We start from the raw sequence: 26,745 nt of genomic DNA, 5'->3' as shown, positions 1-26,745 counted from the left end.
CACCAGGGCCCGCAGAGGACTTGCACCTCCAAGTCATCGACCGGATACCATCCAGGTCAAACGGTGCCCTCCCACCACGCGCCATGCCTGGCGCACCAACGAAAAAGGGCGGTGCCGATGGCGCCGCCCTTTTCTCAATCCAATACTCGAAAGCCTCAAGCGGCCGCGAGCTGCAGTTCCTTCTGGACCATACCGCGCAGCGTGCCGAGGTCCTTGGCGAAAGCGCGAATGCCTTCGGCGAGCTTTTCGGTCGCCATCGCGTCTTCGTTCATCATCCAGCGGAAGGTCTTTTCATCGATCGTAATCTTCGGCACAGGCTTCGTCACATCGAGCGAGAGCTTGCGCTCGAGTTTGCCTTGGTCGTTGGAGAGTTCGTCGAGCAGGTTCGGCGCGATCGTCAGGCGATCGCAACCGGCCAGCGCCTCGATTTCACCAGCGCTGCGGAACGACGCGCCCATGACGATCGTCTTGATGTCGTTGGCCTTGTAATAGTTGTAGATGTCGCGGACGGAGAGGACACCCGGATCTTCCTCAGGCGTGAATTCCTTGCCTGTCGACTTCTTGTACCAGTCGAGAATGCGGCCGACGAAGGGTGAGATCAGAAACACGTTGGCGTCGGCGCAAGCAACCGCCTGGGCCTTCGAGAAGAGCAGCGTCAGGTTGCAGTCGATGCCTTCCTTCTGCAGGATTTCCGCTGCACGAATGCCTTCCCAGGTCGAAGCCAGTTTGATGAGAATGCGGTCGCGCTCGATGCCGCGTTCCTTGTAGGCAGCGATGATGGAACGTGCTTTGGCAAGCGACGCTTCGGTATCGAAAGAGAGGTCAGCATCGACTTCGGTCGACACACGGCCCGGAACGAGCTTCACAAGGGCGGCGCCGACGGAAATCGCCAGACGATCGGCAACGGCCGCGGAAACGGCCTCTGGATTGCCGCCCTGCTTTTTACCCCAGGCTACGGCTTCCTTTACCGTGTCTGCGAACAGCGGCGTGCCGAGTGCCTTCAGCACGATGCTTGGGTTCGTGGTGCAATCGACCGGCTTCAGACGGGCAACAGCCTCGATGTCACCGGTATCGGCAACGACCGTGGTAATCTCGCGGAGTTGGTCAAGCTTGGATGTCATGGTCACTGGTCCTTTTGACTTGAGCTATGAGCCGGCGCGTATTGGACCGGCGAAATCATCTACGAACAGGCGATCGTCTTACTCAAACGACCTACAAACCTGAGGGACGGTCGATCGCACCTCCTCGCACGCCCGGGGCGCCTTCTTCGCGGCGACTATCGCTATTCCTGACTAGATATGTCAAGGACATTTGTGCATTTCAATTGACATAAGTGTCACACCCGTCATTATCGGGTGGAACAACGAACCTGTCCTGGCTTGATGGTAGATCTAGGGCGCAATTCGCTCCGGAGGAGATGTGGTCAAGCTCAAACGCGGTACGCACACGGCTTATTCTGAGGCATCCTCTCTCAGGCTGCGTGCTGCCTGGCTCTATTACAATCAGGGCTTGACGCAGAAGGATGTCGCAGAACAGCTCGGCATCAGCCGCACGACTGTTATTCGCCTGCTCGACGAGGCCATGAAGCGGAGCGAAGTGCAGATCTGGATCAACGACTCGATCGGCGACTGTGTCGAACTGTCGGTCAAGCTCGAGCGCGCCTATGGCCTTGACGAGGCGATCGTCGTCCCCGCACCCGCACACCCCGACGCCAACTCGCTTGCCAAAAGCGTCGGGCTTGCGCTTGGACAGTTTCTCTCCGAAGCCATTCCCGACGATTACACGATCGGCGTCGGCTGGGGCCGCACCATGACCGCCTCGCTCTCCAGTTTCCGGCCGCCTCGGCGCGACAATTGCAAGGTCGTCTCTCTGCTTGGCGGCGTCGTCGCCGTCCACCAGACGAACCCGATCGACTACACCTGGCGGCTCGCAAGCCAGCTCGGCGCGGAGTGCTACATGTTCCTCGCTCCGCTTCTGGTGGATTCGACCGAGACGAAACGAAACCTTGTCGAGAAATGCGGGCTGGACACGATCTATCGGCTGGCGGAAGCACTGGATCTTGCGATCGTCAGCTGCGGCGATATCGGCCCGCACTCAACCTCTCTGTCGGAGGGATGGATCTCGAAAGCCGAACTGGAACAGTTGATCGACGCCGGCTGCGTCTGCGACACCATGTTCAACTTCCTCGACAAGGACGGCAACACGGTCGATCACTCGATCAACAGTCGCGTCATGTCAGTGGACCTTGATACCTTGAAGAAGGCCAAACATATCGTGCTGTCATCGGGCGGCGCGCATCGGGCCGTGGCCATCCGGGCCACCATCAAGCGGATCGGCTGCAACACACTGATCACCGACGAAAGCGCCGCCAAGGCTCTGCTCGAACTGGCGGAGACTGCCTAACGGCTTGCCGACACGCGGTTATCGTCACCGCAGCTGGCACAGGCGCGTCAATTGCGATTGTGCCCAGTTACGCCCGAAATCCTGGGTATCCGGCAATCTCGATAACAGGCTTCCGATCTCACCATCGATTTCGATGTGGGTGTCCGTGATCCTGCATGCCCCCACATCGAGGGAGACAGTGGCCACAACCTTGCCCTCCACCGGCTCCATCTGAAAGAGCGCGTCATCGCCGGTCTCGCAGGTCAAAAGCGCTGTTGCCTTGATGGATGCGAGACTGTCTCCCGTCGAACAGACATCTGCGGACACAACCTTGAAACTGCTGGTTCGATTGGGTCCTACGGGAAGTTGCTCACACAACTGCGCGGTCGATATCGCTCGCGCGACATCCGGCCATTGCGGGCTACTCATCGCCGATTTGCAGCTGGCCCAGGCTGGGACCAACGACATCGCGAGCAGGCCAACGGCAATGCCGATGACCTTGCATGGCTTTTCTCCAGGGTTCATTTTCCGCCTCCTCGAGTCCCAGCCACGGAATCAAACCGGCGATTCCTGAGTTTTTGATGGCAGGGCTCTCGAGGGAGGAAGCGTATCCACAGATTGGATAGATGCGTCGCCGTGATCACGCGTGCGCCGCTTCCCAGCCCAGGATCGCACGCTTGCGGGTAAGACCCCAGTGATAGCCGGTCAGGGCGCCACCCTTGCCGACCGCCCGATGGCAGGGGACAACGAACGAAATCGGATTCGCCCCGACCGCAGCGCCGACGGCGCGCATCGCTTTTGGCCGCCCGATATCGTTGGCGATATCACTGTAGGTCACGGCCTTGCCGAAGGGGATCTTCAACAAGCTTTCCCATACCTGCACCTGGAAATCAGTGCCGATCAGCACGACGCGCAGCGGTTGGTCCGACGTCCAGCGGCCTGGCTCGAATATCCGCTCGGCATAGGGCGCTGTCGCTTCGGTATCCCGGACATAGGTCGCATTCGGCCAGCGGCATGTCATATCGTCAAGACAAGCCGCCTCGTCGCCGTGATTGCTGAAGGCAAGCCCCGCGAGGCCGCGGTCGGTAGCCATCACGAGTGCAACGCCGAATGGCGAAGGATGGAAGCCGTAGCGGATTGTCAGCCCGCCGCCCTTGGCCTTCCATTCGCCCGGCGACATCGCCTCATGCGTCACGAAAAGATCGTGCAAGCGGCTGGGGCCGGAGAGCCCGACCTCGATCGAGGTCTCCAGCAATGGCATCGCTTCCTCGCGGAGAAGCCGCTTTGCGTGATCGAGCGTGACGGCCTGCAGGAATGCCTTCGGAGACAGACCCGCCCACCGCGTGAATGTCTTCTGCAACTGCGTCGGCGATTGGCCGAGCCGTGCCGCGATCGTTTCGAGAGACGGCTGATCGCGATAGTCCTCGGTGATGAGTTCGATCACCTGGCGCACGGTTTCGTAATCAGAGCCATCGGGCGTGATGTCGTTGTTCAGCTTGGCTACCATGTTCATGATCTTTCTCCTTGTACCAAGGAGATAGTCAAGGGAGCGATCACAAGCCACCCGATTCTTGCGGGCCGGTCAGATCCGCTGTTTGACGGTGGCAAGCGCCCGTTTGAAGGCCAGGGCGAAGCTCTCGCGGTCATCCGGATTGAGGAAGGAACCGATATCCGTGCCCCTTCCCTCGCCTGAGATATACATGGAAAGGATGCCGATTTCCTGATGCCGGCGGACGAAGAAGCGGGTCCAGAATGGATTGAAGTGGTGCTCGACCATCCGACCGGAGGGCGCGAACTTGCGCACCGAAATATCGCTACGCGACACCGTCACCTCCTCCCGCACCCGGCCGGAACGGTAATTCAGCCAGAAGGCGCCGTAGAGCAGCAGAAAATCCAGCCCGAAGAAGAGGCCGATCGGCCAGGCACCTGTTGCCACGAAGAACATGCCGTACATCGAGCACACCGCGCCGGTCAGAAGCAGCAACACCTTGAAACCCTTGCGGCCGAGCGACCGGTACGGAAAAAGCTCGGCGGCAAAAACAGGTTCTTCGTTGGCTTGATCGGCGTTGCCTTCCATCATGGCTGCCAAGTATAGATTTTCCATGTCAACTCCGAAACTCAAATCCGCTGCCACATCGCCGCACAACTCAAAAGTGATCGTTCGCGGGAAGAAGCCGGCAACAGCCCGCTCCGTCTATTCCGAAGCCGAGCGCGAGGAGATATTCCGCCGCTTCTCCATCCAACGCCCGGAGCCAAAGGGCGAACTGGAGCACACGAACCCGTTCACGCTTGTCGTCGCCGTCGCCCTTTCCGCCCAGGCGACGGACGCAGGCGTCAACAAGGCTACGCGGGCACTCTTCAAGATCGCCGACACGCCCGAGAAAATGCTGGCGCTTGGTGAGGAGCGGGTACGCGACTACATCAAGACGATCGGCCTCTATCGAAACAAGGCAAAGAACGTCATCGCTCTCTCGCGGATGCTGGTCGACAAGTTCGGTAGCGTCGTGCCGCAGACACGCGACGAGCTGGTGACGCTGCCCGGTGTCGGCCGCAAGACCGCCAACGTCGTGTTATCCATGGCCTTCGGCCAGGCGACGATGGCGGTGGATACGCATATTTTCCGTATCGCCAACCGCATCAAACTGGCATCGGGCAAAACGCCCGACGAGGTCGAAGAACGGCTGATGAAGGTGGTGCCGAGGCACTACCTCTATCATGCCCACCACTGGCTGATCCTGCATGGTCGCTACACCTGCAAGGCGCGCAAGCCGGAATGCGAGCGCTGCGTCATTGCCGACATCTGCAAGTCGCCCGAGAAGACCTGCGACGTGCCGGCGCCGTTGGTCGAACTACCGCGCCAAGTGATTGGAGAGGCCATCTGGTAAGCCTGGAGGCGCAGACTTCGGCATGCTCCACCTGCCCTTAGCTGCGAAGTCCCGGATCCTCACGGGAAATCAGCTTGTGTAGATGCACCATCAATCCTGCGGCGAAGAGCGGCGTCAGCAAATTGACGATCGGGATGGCAAGGAAGGCGGCAATGACAAGCCCCGCGAGGAAGACTGTCGCCGCATGCTTGGCGCGGAACGCTCTTGCCTGCTGCGGCGAACGGAACCGCATCGCGGCAAACTCGAAGAATTCGCGGCCGAGCAGGTAGCCGTTGACCAGGAAGAAGGCGATCAGATTGATGCCCGGCACGAAGAGCAGGAAGAGCGCGACGACATTGCCAAGGATGACGACACCGAGAAACTTGACGGAGCTTGCGAGCGCCGGGCCGAGCGGCATCGCTGTGCCGGGCGGATCCGAGGGATAGTCCCGCTTTTCTACCACCTCCGCCACATCGTCGAGAAACAGACCGGCAATCAGCGCCGTCACCGGTGACAGCAACAGCGCCAACCCAAGCGCAAGTCCGATGCCGGCGGCGATCGCAAACACGAAGCCGAGCCACCCCGCCCAATCCGGCATGGCAGGAAAAAAGTTGGCAATCCACGGGAAGACAAACGATATAAAAGCACTACGCAGCGCCAGCCAGAGCCCGGCAAGCACCAGAAGAGTGAGCCCTAGCACCTTCCAGAAGACTGAGCGTGTTTCCGCCGCAAAAAGATTGATGACGGATAGGCGAGCGGCCTGAAAGATCATTCTGAGGTCTCCGGTTGCAACAACCATGTAGGAATCGGAACTTTGAACGGCAAGGCTGAAATAAACCCCACCAATTGACCCAAAACTTGTCGGGAAACCTATGTTAATATATAGTAATTTATCAACTAAGATTGTTTGATCCTGAGACGCAGCTTCCGGAATAGTTGCAAACGACAAGGGTTGCCCTGCATATCCGAGAAATGCTTCCGGGAAGATCAGGACGGCTGACGTGGAAGATTTTGTCCAGAAACTCCGCCAATATGCCAAGTCCGGCACCCCGGCCGAACGACGAATCGCGAAATATTTTTCTGAACATCTGAACGACCTCCCCTTTGAAACCGCGGCTTCCGTTGCCGACCGGCTGGACTTGAGTCCCATGACGGTGGGCCGTTTTCTTCGCGCGCTCGGCTATCAGGGACTCGATAGCGTCAAAATCCATATCCGCGAGACCAACACCATTTCGCCCACGCAGTTGCAGGCATCGTTCACACAACTGCAGACCGACGCCTCCGCCGGCAAGCCGCTGGCCGTTCTCGTTTCCGAGCAAATTCAGGCGCTGCACCATATCTACCACTTGACGGGCCAGCCGCAGTGGAGCGAAGCCGTGTCGATGATCGCTGCCGCGCGGGAGATCTTCGTCGCCACGCATGCGCGATTATCCGGCTTTGCATCCCACTTTGCCCAGCGATTGACGCACGCCCGAGATGGCGTTCGTGCGCTTGACGGGACGGGCAGCCGTTTCGCCGAGCTTTTCGCACGGCTGGACGGCAAGGACGCCTTGCTGATCGTGATCGACAGCCGCCGCTTCGGTAAAGCCCGGTTGCTGGCCCGGACGGCACGGCGCTACGGATACAAGGTCATCTTGATTACCGCACAAGGCGCCAACTGGATTCCGGATCAGGCCAATCTCGTGCTCGCTCTCCCCCCTGCCCGGTCTGAGGACGACGACAACCTGCCGCCGCTGATGGGCCTGCTCGACTGTCTGTCGGAAGCCGTCATCGCCGCTGCCGGTGAAGAAGCGAGCGCCCGCACCCGCCGCATGGCCGAATTCGGCAGCGTGCTCGGAGAGAGCGGAAACCGCTAGATGTAACGGGCGGAGCTCGGCCCGTTACACCATCAAGGCGCCTACTCCATCGCCTCCAGTTCGGCGCGGTGGCGGTACATGGCGAGCAATCTGCGATAGTCGCGGTCGTAAAGGGCCTGTCTGGCCGCATCCGGCAGCTGTTCTTCGCCGCCCGGATACATGGCCGACCCTGCTTCCGCAAGATCACCATAGAGACCGCACGCGACGGAAGCGGCCATCGCCGTGCCCAGCAGCACCGCCTCATTCATCTTCGGCACCACGACCTTGCAGCCGGTTGCATCCGAATAGAGCTCCATCAGCACCGGGTTCTTCACATGGCCGCCCGCGACATGCAAGGTGTCTGGCACATAGCCATACTCCTTCATCCGCTCGAGGATGTGGCGGATCCCCAGCGCGATCGCCACGGCAGTGCGCCAATAGAGCGTGCAGAGCCCGTCGAATGAGGTGTCGAGCGTCAGGCCGCTGATACCGCCGACGGCATGCGGGTCGGCAAGCGGCGAGCGGTTGCCGTGAAAATCGGGCAGGACGAAGATGCGGGCGCCGAATTCGTCCCCCTCCTCGGCGCGAAGCTGCGCAATGCGGAGGACGATCTTCTGGTGCAGCGCCGCAGTCGGTTCGCCGCCAGCCGCGTGCATCCGCACGACATGATCGAGCAACGCGCCCGTTGCCGATTGCCCCGCCTCGACCAGCCAGGATTCCGGAAAGACAACTTCGTAATACGGGCCCCACATGCCGTGGCTCGGCTTGCGCTCGCGCGAGAAGGACACGATACAGCTCGACGTGCCGGCAATGAGCGCCAGTTGGCGTTCCAGCCGGTGGACATCCTGCGCTTCGCCGCCAAGCGTGCCCAGCGCCCCGGCATAGGCATCGATCATGCCTGCGGAGACATGGCACGCCGTCGTCAATCCAAGCGCCGAGGCGGCTTCCTGCGTCAACGTTCCGACGCTCTTGCCGACCGGCACTGTTTCCTCCGGCAGCCGCCCGCGTTCCAATAGGTCACCAAGCCCGACCTGCTCGAGGAAGTCCTTCTGCCATCCCTTGTCCAGATGTGCGAGATAGTTCCACTTGGCCGTCAGCGTGCAGCGTGACCGCGCAAGCGAGCCGCTCGCCTTCCAGGTCATGAAATCGGCGAGGTCGAACAGATAGCCGGTGTTCATCCAGGTGCCAGGCAGCTTCTTCTTCAACCACATCAGCTTCGGCATTTCCATTTCCGGCGACATGAAATGCCCGGAATGCTCCAGCACCGGATGCTCCGTCGCCGTGCAGAAATCGGCTTCCTTCAGTGCCCGGTGGTCGAGCCAGACGATCGTGTCGAAGCGTCGTTCGCCACCTGTCGAAACGCTGATCTGACCACCGTCGACATCGCGCACGACGAGCGAACAGGTGGCGTCGAAGCCGATCGCGCCCACCGATGCAGGTGTCGCACCCGATTGCTCCATCGCCTTGCGCACAGCAATGCAGACCGCCGACCAGATGTCTTCGGAATCGTGTTCGGCGTGGTTCTCACGCGGCCTGTTCATGATGATCGGGTGTTCGGCCTTGCCCAGCAACGCACCGCGAGCGTCGAAGACGCCGGCGCGCGCACTGCCCGTGCCGATATCGACCGCAACCACATGCTGAGGCATTAAACGTGCATCCCGTCCTGCTTATGTTTGCGGACAAGGTGGATCAAATCCGGCATCGCGTCAAACACGGCTTCGGGAGAAAGCCGGTCAAGTTCAGCGCGATAGCCTGCAAAATTGGCGTGCGAACCGCCCGTGAAGGCAAATACCCTCATGCCTGCAGCCTTCGCCGCTTCGATGCCAGCGGGGCTGTCTTCGACGACGACGCAATTCGCAGGATCGACGTTCATTTCCCGCGCCGCATGCAGGAAGAGGTCGGGCGCCGGCTTGCCGTGCTTGACCATCGTGGCGCTGAAGATATCAGGCAGCCGGTCGATCAAACCGGTGACCGTCAGCGACAAGCGGATGCGCTCGACCTGGCTGGAAGAGGCGACACAACAGGGAACGCTGAGCCGATCGATCGTTTCGGCAACCCCATCCATCGGCTTCAACTCCTTGCGAAACCGCGCGTAGAGATCGGTGCGAATCTGCTCGAGAAACTCCTGGCCCGGATGGACCTTGTATTCAGTCTTCATCGTCTCGATCACAGTTGCGAGACTTCGCCCGAGAAAACGACCGTAGACCTCTTCCTCGGTGATCGGGACGTTAAGATCGTTCATCGCCTTGACGAGGACACTCACCGAGATCGGCTCGCTGTCGACAAGAACGCCATCGCAATCGAAAATGACCAGCCGTGTTTCAGCCTCAGCCATGGCAGACCCAATCGCAGTTGGTGCAGGAAGTTTCCATCCACCGGACGGGGCGGAGGCGGCGACAGGAATGCCGCCACAGATCCTTACACAGCAAGTTTGTTGTCGAGATAAAGCTGCAGGGTTTCACGCGTGCCCTTTTCCCACAGGGTTTTCAATGCGTGGGCAAAGCGCTTGCAAAACAGCTCGGATTTCGACACCTCGCCGAAGATGTCGTCGAAGGCGAGGAACGCCATCGGATCATTCTTGGCCTTCAAAGCTGCAGCACGCAGCCGGTCGGCGCTCGCGTCGTTGAAGGCGATGTCCTTGCCGCTGTCCGTCTTTCCCGCGAAGTAGCGGCACCATAGCGCCGAAACCAGCGCCAGGCCGACGACATCCCTGCCCTGGTTCAGGTTGTCGAGCGTCGACGGCAGAATGAACTTCGGCTGCCGGTTCGACCCGTCCTGCGCCAGACGCGGGATCGTATCGGCAATTTTCGGATTGAGCAGTCGGTGCTCGATCAGCGCGAAGTAGTCCGTCAGCGAAATATTGGGGACCGGCGGAACGATCGGAATGATCTCTTCTTTTTCCAGCTTGGCGAGGAAGGCCCGGATCAGTGGATCTTCCATCGAATCGTGCACGAAATGGATGTCCATCAGCGCTGCCGGATAGGCAATCGCGGCATGTCCGCCGTTCAGAATCCGGATTTTCATGTGCTCGTAAGGCGTCACATCCGGCACGAACGTCACACCCACCTTCTCCAGCGGTGGACGCCCTGCGGTGAACTTGTCTTCCAGCACCCACTGCTTGAACTCTTCGCAATAGACGGGCCAGTTGTCCTCGATGCCAAAGGCATCCTTCAAAAGATCGATTTCCCGCTGCCCCGTTGCCGGCGTGATGCGGTCCACCATGGCGTTCGGGAAGGCGACGTTCGACTTGATCCAGTCGGCGAAGGCGGGATCTGAAAGCCGTGCTGTGCCGACAACGGCGTTCGAGGTCACGACGCCGTTATGCGGAATGTTGTCACAGGACATGACGGTGAAAGGCACGATACCCTTCTCCTTGCGCGCCTTGAGCCCGGCGACAATAAGGCCGAAGACGGTTTTCGGGTCGGCGGGGTTCTGGCCATCGGCGGCGATCGCCCGGTGACCCGGATTGAACTTGCCGGATGCATCGATGAAATAGCCGCCTTCGGTGATCGTCATCGAAACGATGCGGATTGCGGGATCGGCAAGCGTGGCAATGATCGCCTTGGCGTCGCCGACAGGCAGAATATCGATCATCGGCGCGGTGATGCGTGCGGCCGTCTTGTTGTTGTCCTGCTCGACGACCGTGGTCAGGAAGTCCTGCGCAGCAAGCTTTTCGCGCATGGCCGCATCGGAGGGGAGAATACCGGCCCCGATGATCGCCCAATCATGACCCTGACCCTGATTGAAAAGGTCGTCGAGATAGATCGCCTGGTGGGCACGGTGGAAATTGCCCACCCCGAAGTGCACGATGCCCGCCTTCAGCGACGCCCGCTCGTAGGTTGGTACGGTGGCTGTCTTTGCCGCCTCGGAAAGCGTTGCCAGCGATAATTTGCACGTCATGTTTCAGTCCTCTTGAAGGTCTTCGGGATCGGCTATGACCCCGGTATCGGCACGCCGGGCACCTTGTCCGGCGTTGCTCTTTCGTCCCCAACCCGGCAACAATGCGCTCAGATGGCGAGGCCGCCTTCGTTGAATTTGTGGATCCGTGTTTTGTCGGGCGTCAGATAAACAGCATCGCCGGCCTTTGCCGGGAAGTCGCCACCGCCACGCGCCGTGACATGGCCAATGCCTTCGACATCGACATGCAGGAAGGTATCCGCGCCGAGATGTTCGGCGACCATCACCTTGCCCTTCCAGTCGCCGCTTTCGGTCGACAACAACACATGCTCCGGTCGTACGCCGATCGTGGGCGCGCCGAACTGGGCGGAATACTGGCCCTTGACGAAGTTCATCTTCGGCGAGCCGATGAAGCCCGCGACGAAAAGGTTGCGCGGCTTGTGATAGAGCTCCAGCGGCGAACCGACCTGCTCGATATTGCCGCGGTTCAGCACGACGATCTTGTCGGCCATGGTCATGGCTTCGACCTGGTCGTGGGTGACGTAAATCATCGTCGTCTTCAGCTGCTGGTGCAGCTCGCTGATCTCGAGGCGCATGTTGACGCGAAGCGCGGCATCAAGGTTCGAGAGTGGCTCGTCGAACAGGAAGGCCGACGGCTGGCGCACGATGGCGCGGCCGATCGCGACGCGCTGGCGCTGACCACCCGAAAGCTGGCGCGGCTTGCGCTCGAGATAGTCCGTCAGGTTTAGAACGCGTGCGGCGTCGGCGACTTTCCTGTCGATCTCCGCCTTGTCGACGCCGGCCATCTTGAGCGGGAAGGCGATGTTGTTGCGCACGCTCATGTGCGGATAGAGCGCATAGGACTGGAAGACCATCGCGAGCCCGCGTTCCGACGGCGCCTTTTCCGTTGCATCCCTGCCGTCAATGACGATGTTGCCGCCGCTGACATCCTCAAGACCGGCAATCAATCGGAGCAAGGTGGACTTGCCGCAGCCGGACGGGCCGACGAAGACGACGAACTCGCCGTCCTTGATCTCGAGGTCGATCGAAGGGATGACCTTGGCTTCACCGAAGACCTTCGAAACTTTCTGAAGGGTAATGCTTCCCATGTTTCTCTCCCTGATGTCTTATTTCACCGCGCCGAAGGTCAGGCCGCGGACGAGTTGTTTCTGCGAGAACCAGCCGAGGATCAGGATCGGGGCGATCGCCATGGTGGAGGCCGCCGAAAGCTTGGCGTAGAACAGGCCTTCGGGGCTGGAGTAGGATGCGATGAAGGCCGTCAGCGGCGCTGCTTTCGAGGCGCTCAGGTTCAGCGTCCAGAAGGCTTCGTTCCAAGCCAGGATGATGTTGAGGAGCAATGTCGAAGCAATGCCCGGCACCGCCATCGGCGTCAGCACATAGATGATCTCCTTGAGAAGCGAGGCGCCGTCCATCCGGGCGGCTTCTAGGATTTCTCCGGGGATCTCCTTGAAGTAGGTGTAGAGCATCCACACGATGATCGGCAGGTTGATCAGCGTCAGCACGATCACCAGTCCGAAACGGCTGTCGAGCAGGCCCGAGTTGCGAAACAGCAGGTAGATCGGGATGAGTGCGCCGACCGGAGGCATCATCTTCGTGGACAGCATCCACATCAGAAGATCCTTCGTCCGCTTGGTCGGCGAAAACGCCATGGCCCAGGCGGCGGGGATAGCGATGATCAGACCGATCAGCGTCGAGCCAAAGGAAATGATCACCGAGTTCATGAAGTGACCAAGATAGTTCGAGCGGCTTTGGACTTCCGCGTAACTCTCGGTCGTCCAATGGAAGAACAGGAACTGCGGCGGTGAGGCAATGGCATCCGCTTCCGTCTTGAAGCTCGTCAAGAACGTCCAGAGGATCGGGAAGAAGATCAGAATGCCGAGCGCCCAGGCGACTGCGGTCATGACCACTTTGCGTCGAGTTGAGACCTTTCTAGCCATCTCAAGCCTCCAGATTCTTGCCGACGAGGCGGACGAGGAAGATCGCAACGATGTTGGCGAGGATAACCGCGACGATACCACCTGCCGAGGCGCCGCCGATATCGAATTGCAGCAGTGCCTGCGCGTAAACGAGGAAGGTAAGGTTCGTGCTCTGCGTGCCAGGGCCGCCGTTGGTGGTCACCAGAATTTCGGCAAAGACCGAGAGCAGGAAGATCGTCTGGATCAGGATAACCACCGTGATGGCGCGCGCCATGTGCGGCAGGATGATGTAGAAGAACTTCGAGAGCGCACCGGCGCCGTCCATCTCGGCGGCTTCCTTCTGCTCTTCATCGAGCGACTGCAGTGCTGTCAGCATGATAAGGGTCGCGAAGGGTAACCATTGCCAGGCAACAATCAGGATGATCGAAAACAACGGCGCATTCGCCAGCCAGTCGTAAGGCTGCAGGCCGAGTGCCTTGGCAAGATGCGCAAAGAGCCCATTGACCGGGTTCATGAACATGTTTTTCCACACAAGCGCCGCAACCGTTGGCATGACGAAGAAGGGCGCGATCACCAGAATGCGCACGATCCCCTGCCCGTAAATATCCTGGTCGAGCAGCAGCGCAAACAAGATACCACCGATGACAGTGATCAACAGCACGCCAAGCACGAGGAGCAACGTATTGATCAATGCGGAGAAAAAGGCGGGATCGGTTAGGAAATATTTGTAGTTCAGGAAGCCGACGAAGGTTTCCATCCCCGGGCTGAGCAAATTGTAACTCAGCGTCGAGAAATAGATCGTCATCACGAGCGGGACGATCATCCACAGGAAGAGAAGCACAACGGATGGTGCGATCATCATTCGCGCTGCGGAGCGGGTGTGTAACGTTGCCATGGCGTGACCGATCCTGTTCAAAGAGGCAGACGGCTGCGGGACAGCTGAGCAAAAAAGGGCCGCCGATGCAGTTTGGGCAATTCGGCGACCCAGACGGGCGGGGAGGTCAAAGGCCCCGCCTTCTCAGGAGGTTATTTTATTTGATGTAACCAGCCTTGGTCATTTCGCGGGTCGTCAACTGCTGTGCGCTCTGCAGGGCCTGGTCGACCGAAACCTGGCCGGCGAGAGCTGCGGAGAACTGCTGGCCGACCGCCGTGCCGATGCCCTGGAACTCAGGGATGGCGACGAACTGGACACCGACATAAGGGACCGGCTTGACGGTCGGCTTGGTCGGATCGGCCGCGTTGATCGAGTCGATTGTCGTCTTCGCGAAAGGCGCTGCCTTCTGGTAATCCGCATTTGCATAGAGCGACGTGCGGGTACCGGGAGGTGCGTTCAGCCAGCCTTCCTTCTCGGCGACGAGGTTGGTGTAGTCCTTGCTCGTCGCCCAGGCGACGAATTTCTCGGCAGCCTCGACCTTCTGCGAGCCGGCCGGGATGGCGAGGCTCCAGGCCCACAGCCAGTTGCCGCGCTTGCCGAGGCCCTTGTCCGGAGCCAGAGCGAAGCCGACCTTGTCGGCGACGGTGGATTCCTTCGGGTTGCTGACGAAGGAGGCAGCAACGGTCGCGTCGATCCACATGCCGCACTTGCCGGTCTGGAAGAGCGCCAGGTTTTCATTGAAGCCGTTCGACGAAGCGCCCGGAGGGCCGGCTTCCTTCATCAGGTTGACGTAGAAGTTCAGCGTGTCCTTCCACTCCGGTTGATCGAACTGCGGCTTCCATTGCTCATCGAACCAGCGGGCACCGAAGGAATTCGACATCGCCGTCAGAAAGGCCATGTTTTCACCCCAGCCGGCCTTGCCGCGCAGGCAGATGCCGTAGATTTCCTTGTCCTTGTTGGTGATCTTCTTCGCGGCTTCCGCGATGAAGTCCCAGGTCGGCGCGTCCGGCATCTTCAGGCCGGCGGCTTCGAACAGGTCCTTGCGGTACATGACCATCGAGCTTTCGCCGTAGAATGGCGCTGCATAGAGCTTGCCGTCGGCGGTCAGGCCGCTGCGGATTGCCGGAAGCAGGTCGTCAGCGTCGTATTCGGCGCCCAGATTGTCGAGCGGCAACAGCCAGCCCTGCTTTGCCCAGATCGGAACTTCATAGGTGCCGATCGTCAGAACGTCGTATTGACCGCCCTTGGTCGCGATGTCGGTCGTGACCTTCTGGCGCAGGACGTTTTCTTCGAGGGTAACCCACTCGAGATCGATGTCGGGGTTCTTTTTCTTGAAGTCATCCGTCAGCTTCTGCATCCGGATCATGTCGCCGTTGTTGACGGTCGCGATTGTCAGCGTTTCGGCCGAAGCCATGCCGGCAAACGCCAGTGCTGAGCAGGCGCCCAGCAGGAGAGTTCTCAATGTCATATCTTCCTCCCAGAAGATGGGTGCGAGCATTCGCTTTGCTCATGGGCAATTACTCGCTCATGGGAGAAAAATGTCAATCACCATTCGTTGCTGCAGCAGCGAAGGCGGGGGTTATCTACCTGAATTTAAATGAATAAATATTTGCTCACGACTTGAGCAGATACTCGGCAGTGTCCTCATCGGTGATAAGCGCATTGATCTGATGGCCTGTTACAGCCGCCTTGATCGCCTTGAATTTGCGCTTGCCCTTGCCGATTCCAATGACGGTCGACGACTCGCGCGAGGGTATCGACGCAGAGGCCACCCGCTCGTTGATCGGGTTGTCGAGGAGCTTGCCTTCGCCATCGAACACCCAGCCGCAGATCTCACCTACGGCGCCGTTGCGCATCAGCTCCATCATCTCGTCCTTCTCGAGAAAGCCGTCGACGCAAAGCGGCCCGTCGATGCCAAGCTCGCCGATGCCGACGAATGTCACGTCCGCCTGCGAGCTGATCTCCAGCGTCGAGCGGACGAGCTGCTGACCGTGCAAGGTTTCCCTCTCCTCCGCCGACGTCACCAGGACCGGCAGCGGCATCGGGAAGTGCCGCGCTTTCACCGCGTCGGCCATGCTGAAGATGACGTTGTAATAAGCGGCCGAACCATCAGGCGCGATGTTGCCGGTCAGCGACACGATGCGGTGGTTGGGACATTCGATGGCGGGCAGCTGATCGACCGCGGCTTTCAACGTTCGCCCTGTGCCGACCGCCAGCACGATCGGATCCGTCCGCTTCAGCCAGCGTTCGATTTCAGCCGCCGCGGCTTCCGCGATGCCGACGGTCGTCGAGCTGGAGCCCGGGTCGCTCGGCACGACCTCGACATGCTTCAGGTTGAACTTCTTGCGCACGGCATTGGCGAGTTCGAGGCAAGCGGCGATCGGATGGTCGAGCCGCACCTTGATGAGCCGTTCGGCAACGGCGAGTGACACCAGACGCTGTGCCGATTGCCGCGAAATCCCCATGGAAGAGGCAATCTCATCCTGCGTCCGTCCCGCCACGTAGTAGAGCCATCCTGCACGCGCCGCGTCATCCAGCCGTCCCGAAGTCTCGGATTTTCTTACCATCAAGTCTCTACCATGCTGAAAGGACCGGCCGTAGCCGACGCGAAGATACACATTGCGGCAGATCAAACCAGAATTCGGGCAAATGTCGAGTGCATTGAGAAATCGCACAGCCTATTTTGACTTGCCGCGCGGGGGCCGGATGCCATCTGCTTGTCATCTTTGTCGATCAAGCCTTGCTTGACCGAGGGTTGAACTGCGAGCTAACTGGCAGCGAGGAAAAAACTGTGCGAATTCTGCTGGTTGAAGATGACAGAATGATTGGTGGAGCAGTGCGGGATCACGTCGTCGCGGCCAATCATGCTGTCGACTGGGTACAAAGTCTCGCCGACGCTGACGCCGCGTCTCGACCTGTCGACTACGGGCTGATCCTTCTCGATCTTCAGCTCCCAGATGGCAGTGGCGTTGAGTTTCTTCGCCGCTTTCGCGAAAGAGGCCTGAAGACGCCCGTTATCATCTTGACCGCGCGCGACCAGATTTCGGATCGCATCGATGGACTGAATGCCGGCGCCGACGACTATCTCGTGAAGCCGTTCAATCTGGACGAGTTGGAAGCGCGTATCATGGCGGTCGCGCGCCGCTATGACGCCAATCCGCATCCCGTGCTCCGCATTTCCGATATCGAGATCAACCGGCCCCTGCATCAACTCTCCGTGGCCGGCGAAACGATCATCCTGACGAGCCGCGAATGGGCGGTGCTCGACCTTTTGACCGCCCGCCCAGGCGCGATCGTTCCGAAGGACCGAATCGAGGAAGCGCTCTATGCGTTCGGCTCGGAGATCGAAAGCAACACCGTCGAGGTCTATGTGAGCCGCTTGCGCAAGAAGATCGGCAAGGACAGGATCCGCACGGCACGCGGCATCGGCTACACACTCGGATGAAGATGAAACGCGAACGCAGCATCACCGGCCCACTCATTCTTGCCCTGACGACCGTCATGGTCGTCTTCTGGCTCGCTGCGATCGGCCTCAGCTTTCGCGTGATGCAGCATGAATTCGACGAGATTTTCGACGGCGCCCAGCAGGAGACGACCGAGCGCCTGCTGGCTCTGATCCTCGACGATCTGAACCAGAGTACGAAGGTCGATCCGCACAGCATGGCAATGTTCGACGTTGCGGCCAGACGCGAGTATCTGACCTATCAGGTGCGCGACACCAGCGGCAAGGTAGCGTTGCGCTCGAATGACGCCCCGGTCGAGCCCTTCGATGCACCGCTTCGCACCGGCTTTTACGACACGCCGACAGCCCGAATCTATACCGAGATGACAGCCGACGGCTCTCTGTTCCTGCAAGTGGCTGACCGGTTCAAGAACAGGCGCGAGGCAGTGCGCGAAAGCACCGTGACACTGCTGATCCCGTTGGTGGCGCTCATTCCGGCCAGCATTTTCGCAATCTGGTTCATCGTCGGGCGCGCGCTGCGACCGATCGAGACGCTTCGGCGAGATATCGGGACGAAGGACAGTGGCAACATGGCCGAGGTCGACGATCGGAACCTGCCGGTCGAACTGCGGCCGATTGCGCGATCGGTCAACCTGCTCCTCGGGCGCCTGCGTGCGGCTCTCGAGGCGGAGCGCGAATTCACCGCCAACAGCGCGCACGAACTGAGAACGCCGATCGCCGGCGCGCTTGCACAGACTCAGCGCCTTGCCGAGGAATTGCCGCCTAGTGCAACGCGAGATCGCGTCCAACAGGTCGAGGCTTCGCTGGTCAATCTCGGCCGTTTGGCAGAAAAGCTCTTGCAGTTGTCACGCGCGGAAGCCGGCATCGGTGGGAGCTCAAGTGCGGTCGACCTGCGTCCGGTCCTGGACATGGTCGTCACCGACTTTCAACGCGACAGCCGCACGAATGGTAGGCTTCGATATTCCGCCGCGCCGGACACAAAGCTCATCCGCAACGCCGACATGGACGCCTTCGGCATTGTCACCCGGAACTTGATCGAGAATGCGTTGCTGCACGGCGATCCGGACCTGCCGGTCAATGTCAGCCTCGAAAGCGGCGGCGTCATCCGCGTCGTCAACGGCGGACCGCCGGTTCGCGAGACCGAGATGGCGGGCCTGAAAAAGCGTTTCAGCCGCGGCAAAACGACAGCGTCCGGTTCCGGGCTCGGACTAGCGATTGCCGACCGCATCGTGTCCCAAATGGGCGGGACGCTGGAATTGTTGTCGCCGGCGACCGGCGCGAAAACCGGCTTCGAGGCGAAAATGACGCTTCCGGCCTAGCCCGGATTTGGCTTGCAAAACCCGCGGAAGGGTGCGAGCAGACGCAGAGGCCATCCAAAGCAGCAGAACCCGAATGATCATCTCTTTCGATATCGGCGGCTCCGCCGTCAAGGGCGGTGTGGCGCACTCCGAAACCAACATCACGCCGCTCGGCCGTCGCCCAACCCCCAAGGACGACTTTTCTGCCTTCGTCGGTACGCTGCGCGCCATCATCGCGGAAACCGGCGAGCAGCCGACGCGCCTTGCCTTCTCGATCGCCGGCGTGGTCGATCCGGATACGCAGCGGCTCACCTGCGCCAATATTCCCTGTATCCACGGCCGCAATCTCGCCGCCGACCTCGAAGCCGAACTTGGCCTGCCAGTACTGATTGCAAATGATGCCGACTGCTTCGCCATGGCGGAAGCCGATCTCGGCGCCGGACGCGGTCACCGCATCGTCCTCGGTGCCATTCTCGGAACAGGCGTCGGCGGCGGCGTCGTCGCGGACGGTCGTCTGATCAATGCCGCCGGCGGCTTTGCCGGCGAATGGGGTCATGGACCGGCGCTTGCGTCTCACGCCGGCAATCCGCCGGTCGCGATCCCGGCCTATCCCTGCGGCTGCGGCCAGACGAGGTGTGTCGATACGGTCGGCGGCGCACGTGGTCTCGAGCGATTGTACAAGACGCTGCATGACGTCGATCTCTCCAGCCAGGAAATTATCGATGACTGGTTGAAAGGCGAGGCCAAGGCAGCGCGCACCATCGACGTCTTCGTCGATCTCGTCGCCTCACCGCTTGCGCTGACCATCAACATCACGGGCGCGACCATCGTTCCCGTCGGCGGCGGGCTTTCCAACGTCGAACCGCTGCTTGCGGAGCTGGACAGGGCCGTCCGGCAGCGCATCCTGCGCAAATTCGATCGCCCGCTGGTGGTCCGTAGCGAATGCCGCGTCGAACCCGGCCTGATCGGCGCTGCGCTGCTCGGCTTGAAAGCGGAAGCCGCTCTCGCGGCTAGCTGAAAAGATGCCGCGCCATGTAGTCGACGAAGACCTGTATCTTCGGGGTCGGGTAGCGATTGGCAGGCCATAGGATGCGAAAAGCGCCGACGTCTGCCAGCTCTTCTTCCATCACGGAGATAAGCCGGCCCGAACGGAGTTGGTCGCGCACAGCAAAGAGTGGCAGGCAGGCAAGCCCGATCCCGCTCTCGGCCATATAGATCAAGGGCTCCAGGGTGCTCGCGATAGAGGATATGGGCAGATCCACCGCATCATCGCTCCGGAATGGCCACCGCTCCAGCTTGGCGCTCGAGGGGTATTTGTGATGGAGGCAAAAGTGACGCCGCAAGTCCTGCAATGTCGTCGGCACGCTCATGCGGCCGAGGTATGCGCTCGAGCCCACAATGCGGTGAGAGAACTTGCCGAGCGTGCGCGTCATCAGACGCGAATCGCTGATCTCGCCCGTTCTAACTACGGCATCGAACCCCTCATCGATCACATCGACAAGGCGATCGGTAAAATCCAGATCCAGCTCGATCTCGGGATAGGACCGCATGAACGTGGTAATCGTCGGCATGAACAACATGCCTGCCAGCGGTAGACTGACACGAAGCTTTCCACGCGGCACCGCCTTAGTCCTCGCCAGCTCAAGCTCTGCCGCTTCGATCTCGCAGGCGATCCGCCGGCAGCGCTCGAGAAACATCGCCCCTTCGGGCGTCAGGGTGATGCTGCGCGTGCTGCGATGAAAGAGCCGCACTCCCAGCCGATCCTCGAGCCGCGCAATCGCCTTGCCGACTGCTGAGGACGAGATACCGAATTGCTGTCCTGTTCTGGCGAAACTGCGGAGTTCGGCGGCCTGTACGAATATTCCGAGCGCACCAAAGTTATCCAAGCATTCCTCCCATTGCGGACAAAACAGTCCGATCTTATCGGAATGTCGTCCCATTTTTCCGCAATCGCTACAAGGCTATCACGCTCCCGTCGGCCGAAAACTCGGCTTTGCAACCACGGAGACTAGCATGTCCAAAGAATACGCCGCCGGCTTCAATATCGCGCCGGCGCCCACGACCTTCATCGTCAACGTCATTCACGCCCATCCGGGAAAACAGGAAGAGGCTTTCCGGATCATCCAGGACGTCGTTCACTATGTCGCGGAACGCAAGGAAGGCTTCCTTTGGAGCAACCTTTCGAAAAGCACGGACGGCGAGACCGTCGTCAACATCGAAGCGATCCAGGATGAAGGCAATGTCGGCGAGTTTTTCGCCGATCCGGTTTTTCTTGAGAAATTCCGCATGCTCGACAGCGTCTCGACGAGTGAATTCCACGCCTACACGGTGGATGATCTCGTGCTGCCAAAGCGCGCGAACGCAGAAGGCTGATCTCTAAAGGGAGAAAGGCGCGGCTTTCGCCGCGCCTTTTGACTTCACTCGGCAGCGACAGCCGGGGGATGGCGATCATCCACCGCGTCGTCATTGGCGTTCGACCGATCGCTTTCGGCGCTGGCCGCCTTCGGCTCCTTGCCGAAGAACAGCGCGTACGCAGCCGGCAGCACCAGGATCGTCAGTACCGTCGCGACCAGAATGCCGCCCATCATGGCGTAAGCCAACGGACCCCAGAAGACGCCACGCGAGATCGGGATCAGCGCCAGGACAGCCGTCAGCGCCGTCAGCATGATCGGGCGGAAACGTCGGACCGCGGCACCGACGATCGCTTCCTGCCGATGCATCCCCGCCTTGATGTCCTGATCGATCTGGTCGACGAGGATGATCGAGTTGCGGATGATAATGCCGAGCAGTGCGATGACGCCGAGGATAGCGACGAAGCCGAACGGTGCACCCGATATCAGCAGGGCAGCGGCCGCGCCGATGATCCCGAGCGGACCGGTTGCCAGCACGAGCATGGCCTTGCCGAAATGCTGCAGCTGCGCCATCAGCAGGATGACGATAACGACGAGCATGATCGGCGCCTTGGCTGCAATCGAGGCCTGGCTTTCCGCGGAATCTTCCGCGCCACCTTGGATCTCGACTTTGTAGCCGGCCGGCAGGCTGTCGCGCAGCGACTGCATGTCGGCATACATCTTCATGACCACGTCATTGGACTGCACGCCATCCGGTAGCGTTGCGCGGACCGTGATCGTCGGCAGACGGTCGCGCCGCCATTCGATCCCCTGCTCCAGAACCGGCACCACCTTGGCAACCTGCGAAACCGGAACAAAGCCGCCGAAATCCGTCGGCACGTAGACCGAATTGACCGCCGACAGCAGCGAGCGGTTGTCCTCCGGCTCGCGGGCAACGATCGATACCGTCTCCTCGCCATCGCGGAAATCGTCAAGCGGCGCGCCGGATACGGCTGTCTGCAGCATCTGACGAACGCGTTGCGAGGTGACGCCAAGCGCACGGGCACGGTCCTGATCGATCACCAGCTTCATCGCCGGCACCGGCTCCAGCCAGTCGTCATGGATCGCGCCGAGCAGCGGATTGGCCTGGAACTTTGCCTTCACCTCGTCGGCGATCTTGCGGACTTCCTGGCGATCCGGCCCCATGATGCGCATCTGCACCGGCCAGCCCGTCGGGGGGCCGAGGAACAGACGATCCACCTTGCCGCGGATATCAGGGAAGTCTTCCGCAAGGATCGTCCGCAGCTTCACGATCAGCCGTTCACGCGCCGGCTCGTCGTTTGCCATGACAAGAAGCTGCGCGAAGTTCGGATTGCGAAGCTGCTGGTCGAGCGGCAGGAAGAAGCGCGGGGCGCCTTCGCCGATATAGGTGGCGACGAATTTCTTGTCCGTATCGTCCATGATCTTGGCTTCGAGCGCCTTCGTCTGCGCCTCGACGTCCTTGATGCTGGTGCCTTCGGGCAGCCAGAGGTCGACGAGGATTTCCGGGCGCGACGACTGCGGGAAGAAGTTCTGTGGAATGAACTGGAACGCCCAGAGGCTGGTCGCGAAGGTGACCAATGTCATTGCCACCACGATGATGCGATGACGCACGGCCCAGCCGACGGTTGCCCGAAGGCGTCGGTAGAAGTTCGTATCGAAGGCATCGTGATGCTGGCCCGCATGGTGGCGCTGCTTCAGGATCATGTAGCCGAGCCATGGCGTGAAATAGACCGCCACGAACCACGAGACGACAAGCGCGATGCCAACGACATAGAACAGCGTGCGCACATATTCACCGGCGGTCGAGGCCGCAAAGCCAACCGGGATGAACCCGGCGGTGGTGATCAGCGTACCGGTCAGCATCGGGAAGGCGGTCGAGGAATAGGCGAAGCTCGCCGCCTCGATCTTGACAAGCCCCTCCTCGAGTTTTCGCTCCATCAATTCGACGACGATCATCGCGTCATCCACGAGCAGGCCGAGCGCGATGATCAGAGCGCCGAGCGAGATGCGCTGCAGGTCGATCCCGAGCTCGTACATGATGGCGAAGGTCGCAGCCAGCACGAGTGGGATAGCGATCGCGATCACGAGACCCGAGCGCCAGCCGATGGATAGGAAGGAGACGATGAGCACGATTATCAGTGCTTCACCGAGCGCATGCATGAACTCGCTGATCGCGTCGGTGACAACGTCGGGCTGGTTGGAAATCTGGTCAACGGCCACGCCGTAGGGCAGCGATTCCTCGAAGCGCTGATAGGTGGCTTCGACATCCTTGCCGACATCGGTCACCTTGAAGCCCTTGGCCATGACAACACCGACCTGGACGCTCTCGTGACCATTGAAGCGATATTTGCGCTGATAGGGATCTTCGAGGCCGGAATAGACCGTGGCGATATCCCCGAGACGCGTCACCTGATTGCCGGCCTTTATGCGCAGTTCGCGGATATCCTCGGCCTTTGTCACGTCACCTTCGACGGAGATGCGCACCGAACGCGTGCCGGTATCGACCGATCCGGCCGGATCGACGCTGTTCTGCCCCTTGATTGCGTTTTGCAGGTCGAGCACGGTGAGGCCGCGTTCAGCCAGTGCCTTCGAGGAAACGTCAATGTAGATCTTCTCAGGCTGGTCGCCGATGATGACCGCCTTTTCGACGCCAGGCGTCGTCAGCAACATGTCGCGTGCCTGGATGGCGAATTTCTTCAACTCGGGATAGCTGTAACCATCGCCGCTGATCGAGTGCAGCGTGATGTAGGTATCGCCGAACTCGTCGTTGAAATAGGGACCGAGCAGCCCGTCCGGCAGCTCATTGGAGATGTCGCCTACCTTTTTGCGGACCTGATAGAACGCGTCGGCCACCTGTTCACTGTTGGTATCGCCTTTGACCTGCAGAGTAATGATGGCGCTGCCCGCCCGCGTATAGGATTTGACCCAATCAATGTGGGGGGTTTCCTGCAGCTTACGCTCGATTTTGTTGACGACCTGGTCTTCCATTTCCTGGATGGAGGCGCCCGGCCAGATGGCCTGTACGACCATAACGCGGAAGGTGAAATCCGGATCTTCCTTCTGGCCCATGCGCATCAAGCCGAGCACACCGGTGATCAGGATCAAGCCGAATAGGAAGCGCGCGATGCTTGGGTGGCCAATCGCCCAGCGCGACAGGTTGAAGGGACGCTTCTCGGCGGTCGAGTTGTCCATGATCATATCCTCTCCTGGCCGGACCCTAGCGAATGATGTCGCCGGTTTCGGCTTGCGCCGACTGCTGTTCCGGCAGCTTGATCTTGAGGTTCTCGGTCATGAACTGCGTGCCGGCCGCGACGACGAGATCGCCAGTTTTCAGGCCGTCAGCGACATGGACGCCGCCGCCGGTGAACTCCGCAACCTTGACCTCGCGGGCATGGACGGTCGACGCATTGCGGTCGACGACCCATACAATCTTCTTGCCGTCCCTCTCGGCAAGTGCACTGAGCGGAATGGCAACGTTGGTCTCGGCATTGCCAATGGCGGCCTCGATCGTCGCCGTCATGCCGAGCAGCACGCGATCGTCGGTCGGAAGGCTGACGCGAACCGAGAAGGTCCGCGACTGTGCATCGGCGCTGCCGGAAACCTCACGCACCTTGCCGTCGAGCACCAGCTTACTGTCGGACCAGAAGCTGGCCTTGACCGTCTTGCCCGGCTTGAACTGCGCAACATCGTTTTCCGGAACGGCGATCTGCACTTCCTTCTCGCCATCGAGCGCGACGGTAACGACAGGCGTCCCCGCAGCAACAACGGCGCCGGTGTCGGCGCTGATCGACGTCACGATGCCGTTCCGGTCCGCCTTCAGTTCGGTGTAGGCGACCTGGTTCTTTGCCTGATCGAGGGACGAAGCCGCGGCATCCCGTGTCGAAACGGCTTGATCGTAGCTGAGGGCAGCCTGCTCCATCTGCGATTTTGCCGTAACGCTCTTGTCGAAGAGCTGCTGGGCGCGCTTGTTGGCAAGGTCGGCGGTTCCCACACCCTTTTCGGCAGCGGCAAGGTTTGCCTCGGCGGTCTTGACCGCCAACTCATAGTCGGTCGGATCGATTTCCGCGAGCAAGTCATCCGGCTTGACGCGATCGCCGATGTTGACGCGACGGTCGGTGATCTTCCCGGCAACGCGGAAGCCAAGGTTCATCTCGACGCGGGCCTTCACCGCACCGGAGTAATCGAGCGAGCGCGTATCGCCAGCCTCAGCGATCTCGACCACCTTGACGGGCCGGATGATCTCCTTCGTCTCTGCTTTCTTCTCCTCGCTGCAGCCGGATACGGCGAGCCCAACGGCGCCAAGAAGCGCGAGGCTGGCAAAGGACGGCAACTGTACTGTCTTCAGCGAAATCATCTTTCGCACTCCTGAAATAGCTTGTCGGTTGATCTGCGGCTTTGGCCGCCTGTTATTTTTTCAGCGCCTTGATCGAGAATTCGACCAGTTCATCGACGGTGGCGCGGTTGGTCTTGGCAAGGCACTGCGCCACCATCTGAGGATGACAGAGACTGATGGTTGCAGCCCCGAAACAGCGGGACGCGACATCCGCATCCTGCTTGGCAAACTCGCCGGCTGCGATCCCTTCGCGGATCACATCGGCGATCAATTCATGAATGCTGTCGACGTGTTTTTCGATGACGTGCCAATCGCGCTCAATGGCAACGATAACCATCTCATGCACTTTTTCCTGGTCGAGCATGGTCTCGACCGTCATCTGGTACTGGCCCTCGACGAAGCGGCGCAGCCGATCGGAAGCGCTGATTGGCAAATGGCAGGCGTCGTAGGCCATCTGGTAGCTAACATTCATCATCCGGCCGCAGATCGCCTGATGGATCTCCACCTTCGATGCAAAAAAGCGATAGACGTTGGCCGGCGACATACCGAGATCGCGGGCGATGTCGGCAACCGTTGTCTTTGAATATCCGTAGTGACGGAAAAGCCGCTCGGCAGCGTCGAGAATGCGCGTCACATTCTCCTGACGGGCTAGTTCGATCGTGTTTTCCGCAGCATCGCTGATCAATTCGGACACCTCGCTTACTACTGACGATTTTCGAATTTCGTCAGTCGTAAAATATCAATCGTAATCTGTCAACATTTTCTCGCTTGTGCCACGCGGTCCCGACGCTGCCTTAACTGCTGCGGTCAGTAAGTTGGGTCGGAATTCGGGATGATGTGGGAAGCGTCAAGGCGCAAGACATCGCTCCGCAAGCCTAAGCTGCAGGGCATAGCGCCGCGACAAAATGGAACTTAAAGGACCAGGCAGACGACAGGTGCCGGCATCAATACCCGGCACTCGGTCTTACCTGATCGCTCAGGCGAGCTTGACGTCCAACGAGATCGGAACAGCCGAGAGCGCTTTCGACACCGGGCATCCAGCCTTGGCCTTGTTGGCGAGTTCGATGAATGTCCTTTCATCGGTGTTCGGAACCGTGCCGGTCAGCGTAAGATGGATCGCCGTGATGGCGAAACCACTCTCCACGCTCTCAAGCGTCACCTTTGCCGTCGTTTCCATATCGGTTGCCCTGAGGCCCGCCTCTTCCAGGATAAGCGAGAGGGCCATCGTGAAGCAGCCGGCATGTGCCGCCCCGATCAGCTCCTCCGGATTCGTACCTGGGATACCTTCGAAGCGGCTCGAAAAACCATAGGGATAGTGTTTGAGCGCGCCACTCTGCGTGGAGATCTGTCCCTTGCCGTCCTTCAGTCCGCCGGACCACTGCGCTGAACCTGTACGATTGATCTGCATGCCGTTCTCCTATCTGGATTAGAGGAAGCTGAAAGAGGCATCGCCTCTTAAACGCGATATAATCCTCTATCGGCAGAAGGCG

The 26,745-nt window shown here is 60.2% G+C and carries 25 protein-coding genes; 7 read left to right on the top strand and 18 right to left on the bottom strand.

Annotated features, from left to right (window positions below; genetic code table 11):
- Window positions 1-155: 155 nt before the first annotated feature.
- Window positions 156-1,121 (bottom strand): transaldolase, encoded by a 966-nt coding sequence (gene tal / locus FHT71_RS25275; RefSeq protein ID WP_183722520.1) that lies wholly within the window; start codon window positions 1,119-1,121, stop codon window positions 156-158.
- 298 nt (window positions 1,122-1,419) lie between these two features.
- On the opposite strand from tal, the gene FHT71_RS25270 reads away from it, so the two are divergent.
- Window positions 1,420-2,403, top strand: coding sequence for a sugar-binding transcriptional regulator (locus FHT71_RS25270; RefSeq protein ID WP_007793912.1), 984 nt, complete (start codon window positions 1,420-1,422; stop codon window positions 2,401-2,403).
- Window positions 2,404-2,427: 24 nt separating this feature from the next.
- On the opposite strand, the gene FHT71_RS25265 is transcribed toward FHT71_RS25270, so the two are convergent.
- The 3 genes from FHT71_RS25265 to FHT71_RS25255 form a co-directional block, all read right to left on the bottom strand.
- Window positions 2,428-2,907: a hypothetical protein gene (locus tag FHT71_RS25265; protein ID WP_132591629.1), complete on the bottom strand. Its 480-nt coding sequence runs from the start codon at window positions 2,905-2,907 to the stop codon at window positions 2,428-2,430.
- A 115-nt stretch (window positions 2,908-3,022) separates the two neighbouring features.
- Window positions 3,023-3,895: a bifunctional helix-turn-helix domain-containing protein/methylated-DNA--[protein]-cysteine S-methyltransferase gene (locus FHT71_RS25260; protein WP_132591627.1), complete on the bottom strand. Its 873-nt coding sequence runs from the start codon at window positions 3,893-3,895 to the stop codon at window positions 3,023-3,025.
- Between the two features lie 69 nt (window positions 3,896-3,964).
- A complete protein-coding gene (locus FHT71_RS25255; protein WP_132591645.1) occupies window positions 3,965-4,462 on the bottom strand; it encodes a DUF2244 domain-containing protein in 498 nt (165 codons plus the stop codon).
- A gap of 22 nt (window positions 4,463-4,484) precedes the next feature.
- On the opposite strand from FHT71_RS25255, the gene nth reads away from it, so the two are divergent.
- Window positions 4,485-5,267 carry an endonuclease III gene (gene nth, locus FHT71_RS25250; protein ID WP_132591625.1) on the top strand — a complete coding sequence of 261 codons (783 nt, stop codon included), beginning with the start codon at window positions 4,485-4,487 and terminating at the stop codon, window positions 5,265-5,267.
- A 37-nt stretch (window positions 5,268-5,304) separates the two neighbouring features.
- Here the strand turns inward: nth and FHT71_RS25245 are convergent, their stop codons facing one another.
- Entirely contained in the window at window positions 5,305-6,018 is a 714-nt protein-coding gene (locus tag FHT71_RS25245) for a sulfate transporter family protein (protein WP_007793929.1), read from the bottom strand.
- 229 nt (window positions 6,019-6,247) lie between these two features.
- Between FHT71_RS25245 and FHT71_RS25240 the strand changes: the two genes are divergently transcribed.
- The gene (locus tag FHT71_RS25240; protein ID WP_007793933.1) at window positions 6,248-7,102 is read left to right on the top strand and encodes a MurR/RpiR family transcriptional regulator; all 855 of its coding nucleotides are present in this window, start codon (window positions 6,248-6,250) and stop codon (window positions 7,100-7,102) included.
- A gap of 41 nt (window positions 7,103-7,143) precedes the next feature.
- Here the strand turns inward: FHT71_RS25240 and FHT71_RS25235 are convergent, their stop codons facing one another.
- The 8 genes from FHT71_RS25235 to FHT71_RS25200 form a co-directional block, all read right to left on the bottom strand.
- The gene (locus FHT71_RS25235) at window positions 7,144-8,727 is read right to left on the bottom strand and encodes an FGGY-family carbohydrate kinase (RefSeq protein WP_132591623.1); all 1,584 of its coding nucleotides are present in this window, start codon (window positions 8,725-8,727) and stop codon (window positions 7,144-7,146) included.
- The gene (locus tag FHT71_RS25230) at window positions 8,727-9,416 is read right to left on the bottom strand and encodes an HAD family hydrolase (RefSeq protein WP_183722517.1); all 690 of its coding nucleotides are present in this window, start codon (window positions 9,414-9,416) and stop codon (window positions 8,727-8,729) included. Before FHT71_RS25230 ends, FHT71_RS25235 begins: the two co-directional genes overlap by 1 nt.
- 83 nt (window positions 9,417-9,499) lie before the next feature.
- On the bottom strand, window positions 9,500-10,981 hold the full coding sequence (locus tag FHT71_RS25225; protein WP_132591619.1) for a mannitol dehydrogenase family protein: 1,482 nt from the start codon (window positions 10,979-10,981) through the stop codon (window positions 9,500-9,502).
- 107 nt (window positions 10,982-11,088) lie between these two features.
- Window positions 11,089-12,087, bottom strand: a complete 999-nt coding sequence (locus FHT71_RS25220) for an ABC transporter ATP-binding protein (protein ID WP_007793946.1) — start codon at window positions 12,085-12,087, stop codon at window positions 11,089-11,091.
- 18 nt (window positions 12,088-12,105) lie between these two features.
- Window positions 12,106-12,936, bottom strand: a complete 831-nt coding sequence (locus FHT71_RS25215) for a carbohydrate ABC transporter permease (protein WP_007793948.1) — start codon at window positions 12,934-12,936, stop codon at window positions 12,106-12,108.
- A 1-nt stretch (window position 12,937) separates the two neighbouring features.
- Window positions 12,938-13,810: a sugar ABC transporter permease gene (locus tag FHT71_RS25210; protein ID WP_007793952.1), complete on the bottom strand. Its 873-nt coding sequence runs from the start codon at window positions 13,808-13,810 to the stop codon at window positions 12,938-12,940.
- Window positions 13,811-13,946: 136 nt separating this feature from the next.
- Window positions 13,947-15,257: a sugar ABC transporter substrate-binding protein gene (locus FHT71_RS25205; RefSeq protein ID WP_132591617.1), complete on the bottom strand. Its 1,311-nt coding sequence runs from the start codon at window positions 15,255-15,257 to the stop codon at window positions 13,947-13,949.
- Window positions 15,258-15,402: 145 nt separating this feature from the next.
- On the bottom strand, window positions 15,403-16,356 hold the full coding sequence (locus FHT71_RS25200) for a sugar-binding transcriptional regulator (protein ID WP_132591615.1): 954 nt from the start codon (window positions 16,354-16,356) through the stop codon (window positions 15,403-15,405).
- Between the two features lie 224 nt (window positions 16,357-16,580).
- On the opposite strand from FHT71_RS25200, the gene FHT71_RS25195 reads away from it, so the two are divergent.
- From FHT71_RS25195 to FHT71_RS25185, 3 genes are all read left to right on the top strand, one after another.
- Window positions 16,581-17,234: a response regulator gene (locus FHT71_RS25195; RefSeq protein WP_132591613.1), complete on the top strand. Its 654-nt coding sequence runs from the start codon at window positions 16,581-16,583 to the stop codon at window positions 17,232-17,234.
- 2 nt (window positions 17,235-17,236) lie between these two features.
- Complete coding sequence (locus FHT71_RS25190; protein ID WP_132591611.1) at window positions 17,237-18,571, top strand: ATP-binding protein; 1,335 nt, start codon at window positions 17,237-17,239, stop codon at window positions 18,569-18,571.
- 73 nt (window positions 18,572-18,644) lie between these two features.
- Window positions 18,645-19,568, top strand: a complete 924-nt coding sequence (locus tag FHT71_RS25185; RefSeq protein WP_132591609.1) for an ROK family protein — start codon at window positions 18,645-18,647, stop codon at window positions 19,566-19,568.
- Here FHT71_RS25185 and FHT71_RS25180 read toward each other — a convergent pair.
- The gene (locus tag FHT71_RS25180; protein WP_183722514.1) at window positions 19,561-20,436 is read right to left on the bottom strand and encodes a LysR family transcriptional regulator; all 876 of its coding nucleotides are present in this window, start codon (window positions 20,434-20,436) and stop codon (window positions 19,561-19,563) included. The genes FHT71_RS25185 and FHT71_RS25180 overlap by 8 nt on opposite strands.
- A 127-nt stretch (window positions 20,437-20,563) precedes the next feature.
- On the opposite strand from FHT71_RS25180, the gene FHT71_RS25175 reads away from it, so the two are divergent.
- Entirely contained in the window at window positions 20,564-20,923 is a 360-nt protein-coding gene (locus FHT71_RS25175) for an antibiotic biosynthesis monooxygenase (protein ID WP_132591605.1), read from the top strand.
- A gap of 44 nt (window positions 20,924-20,967) precedes the next feature.
- Here the strand turns inward: FHT71_RS25175 and FHT71_RS25170 are convergent, their stop codons facing one another.
- From FHT71_RS25170 to FHT71_RS25155, 4 genes are all read right to left on the bottom strand, one after another.
- The gene (locus FHT71_RS25170) at window positions 20,968-24,114 is read right to left on the bottom strand and encodes an efflux RND transporter permease subunit (RefSeq protein WP_132591603.1); all 3,147 of its coding nucleotides are present in this window, start codon (window positions 24,112-24,114) and stop codon (window positions 20,968-20,970) included.
- Window positions 24,115-24,139: 25 nt separating this feature from the next.
- A complete protein-coding gene (locus FHT71_RS25165; protein ID WP_183722511.1) occupies window positions 24,140-25,276 on the bottom strand; it encodes an efflux RND transporter periplasmic adaptor subunit in 1,137 nt (378 codons plus the stop codon).
- 52 nt (window positions 25,277-25,328) lie between these two features.
- On the bottom strand, window positions 25,329-25,937 hold the full coding sequence (locus FHT71_RS25160; RefSeq protein ID WP_132591643.1) for a TetR family transcriptional regulator: 609 nt from the start codon (window positions 25,935-25,937) through the stop codon (window positions 25,329-25,331).
- A 294-nt stretch (window positions 25,938-26,231) separates the two neighbouring features.
- Window positions 26,232-26,663, bottom strand: a complete 432-nt coding sequence (locus FHT71_RS25155; protein ID WP_007793984.1) for an OsmC family protein — start codon at window positions 26,661-26,663, stop codon at window positions 26,232-26,234.
- Window positions 26,664-26,745 lie beyond the last annotated feature (82 nt).

The sequence above is a fragment of the Rhizobium sp. BK060 genome (assembly GCF_014193145.1).
GTDB lineage: Bacteria > Pseudomonadota > Alphaproteobacteria > Rhizobiales > Rhizobiaceae > Rhizobium.
Note: the sequence above shows the minus strand (reverse complement) of the source record. Positions and strands in the feature narration are given on the sequence as shown.

What these genes read in the sequence shown, in the direction of transcription:
- FHT71_RS25235 (WP_132591623.1), bottom strand. Translation starts at nt 8,727, where the DNA reads ATGCCTCAGCATGTGGTTGCGGTCGATATCGGCACGGGCAGTGCGCGC.
- FHT71_RS25170 (WP_132591603.1), bottom strand. Translation starts at nt 24,114, where the DNA reads ATGGACAACTCGACCGCCGAGAAGCGTCCCTTCAACCTGTCGCGCTGG.
- FHT71_RS25155 (WP_007793984.1), bottom strand. Translation starts at nt 26,663, where the DNA reads ATGCAGATCAATCGTACAGGTTCAGCGCAGTGGTCCGGCGGACTGAAG.
- FHT71_RS25245 (WP_007793929.1), bottom strand. Translation starts at nt 6,018, where the DNA reads ATGATCTTTCAGGCCGCTCGCCTATCCGTCATCAATCTTTTTGCGGCG.
- FHT71_RS25205 (WP_132591617.1), bottom strand. Translation starts at nt 15,257, where the DNA reads ATGACATTGAGAACTCTCCTGCTGGGCGCCTGCTCAGCACTGGCGTTT.
- FHT71_RS25200 (WP_132591615.1), bottom strand. Translation starts at nt 16,356, where the DNA reads ATGGTAAGAAAATCCGAGACTTCGGGACGGCTGGATGACGCGGCGCGT.
- FHT71_RS25225 (WP_132591619.1), bottom strand. Translation starts at nt 10,981, where the DNA reads ATGACGTGCAAATTATCGCTGGCAACGCTTTCCGAGGCGGCAAAGACA.
- FHT71_RS25190 (WP_132591611.1), top strand. Translation starts at nt 17,237, where the DNA reads ATGAAACGCGAACGCAGCATCACCGGCCCACTCATTCTTGCCCTGACG.
- FHT71_RS25175 (WP_132591605.1), top strand. Translation starts at nt 20,564, where the DNA reads ATGTCCAAAGAATACGCCGCCGGCTTCAATATCGCGCCGGCGCCCACG.
- FHT71_RS25265 (WP_132591629.1), bottom strand. Translation starts at nt 2,907, where the DNA reads ATGAACCCTGGAGAAAAGCCATGCAAGGTCATCGGCATTGCCGTTGGC.
- FHT71_RS25230 (WP_183722517.1), bottom strand. Translation starts at nt 9,416, where the DNA reads ATGGCTGAGGCTGAAACACGGCTGGTCATTTTCGATTGCGATGGCGTT.
- FHT71_RS25255 (WP_132591645.1), bottom strand. Translation starts at nt 4,462, where the DNA reads ATGATGGAAGGCAACGCCGATCAAGCCAACGAAGAACCTGTTTTTGCC.
- nth (WP_132591625.1), top strand. Translation starts at nt 4,485, where the DNA reads ATGTCAACTCCGAAACTCAAATCCGCTGCCACATCGCCGCACAACTCA.
- tal (WP_183722520.1), bottom strand. Translation starts at nt 1,121, where the DNA reads ATGACATCCAAGCTTGACCAACTCCGCGAGATTACCACGGTCGTTGCC.
- FHT71_RS25220 (WP_007793946.1), bottom strand. Translation starts at nt 12,087, where the DNA reads ATGGGAAGCATTACCCTTCAGAAAGTTTCGAAGGTCTTCGGTGAAGCC.
- FHT71_RS25165 (WP_183722511.1), bottom strand. Translation starts at nt 25,276, where the DNA reads ATGATTTCGCTGAAGACAGTACAGTTGCCGTCCTTTGCCAGCCTCGCG.
- FHT71_RS25210 (WP_007793952.1), bottom strand. Translation starts at nt 13,810, where the DNA reads ATGGCAACGTTACACACCCGCTCCGCAGCGCGAATGATGATCGCACCA.
- FHT71_RS25260 (WP_132591627.1), bottom strand. Translation starts at nt 3,895, where the DNA reads ATGAACATGGTAGCCAAGCTGAACAACGACATCACGCCCGATGGCTCT.
- FHT71_RS25185 (WP_132591609.1), top strand. Translation starts at nt 18,645, where the DNA reads ATGATCATCTCTTTCGATATCGGCGGCTCCGCCGTCAAGGGCGGTGTG.
- FHT71_RS25215 (WP_007793948.1), bottom strand. Translation starts at nt 12,936, where the DNA reads ATGGCTAGAAAGGTCTCAACTCGACGCAAAGTGGTCATGACCGCAGTC.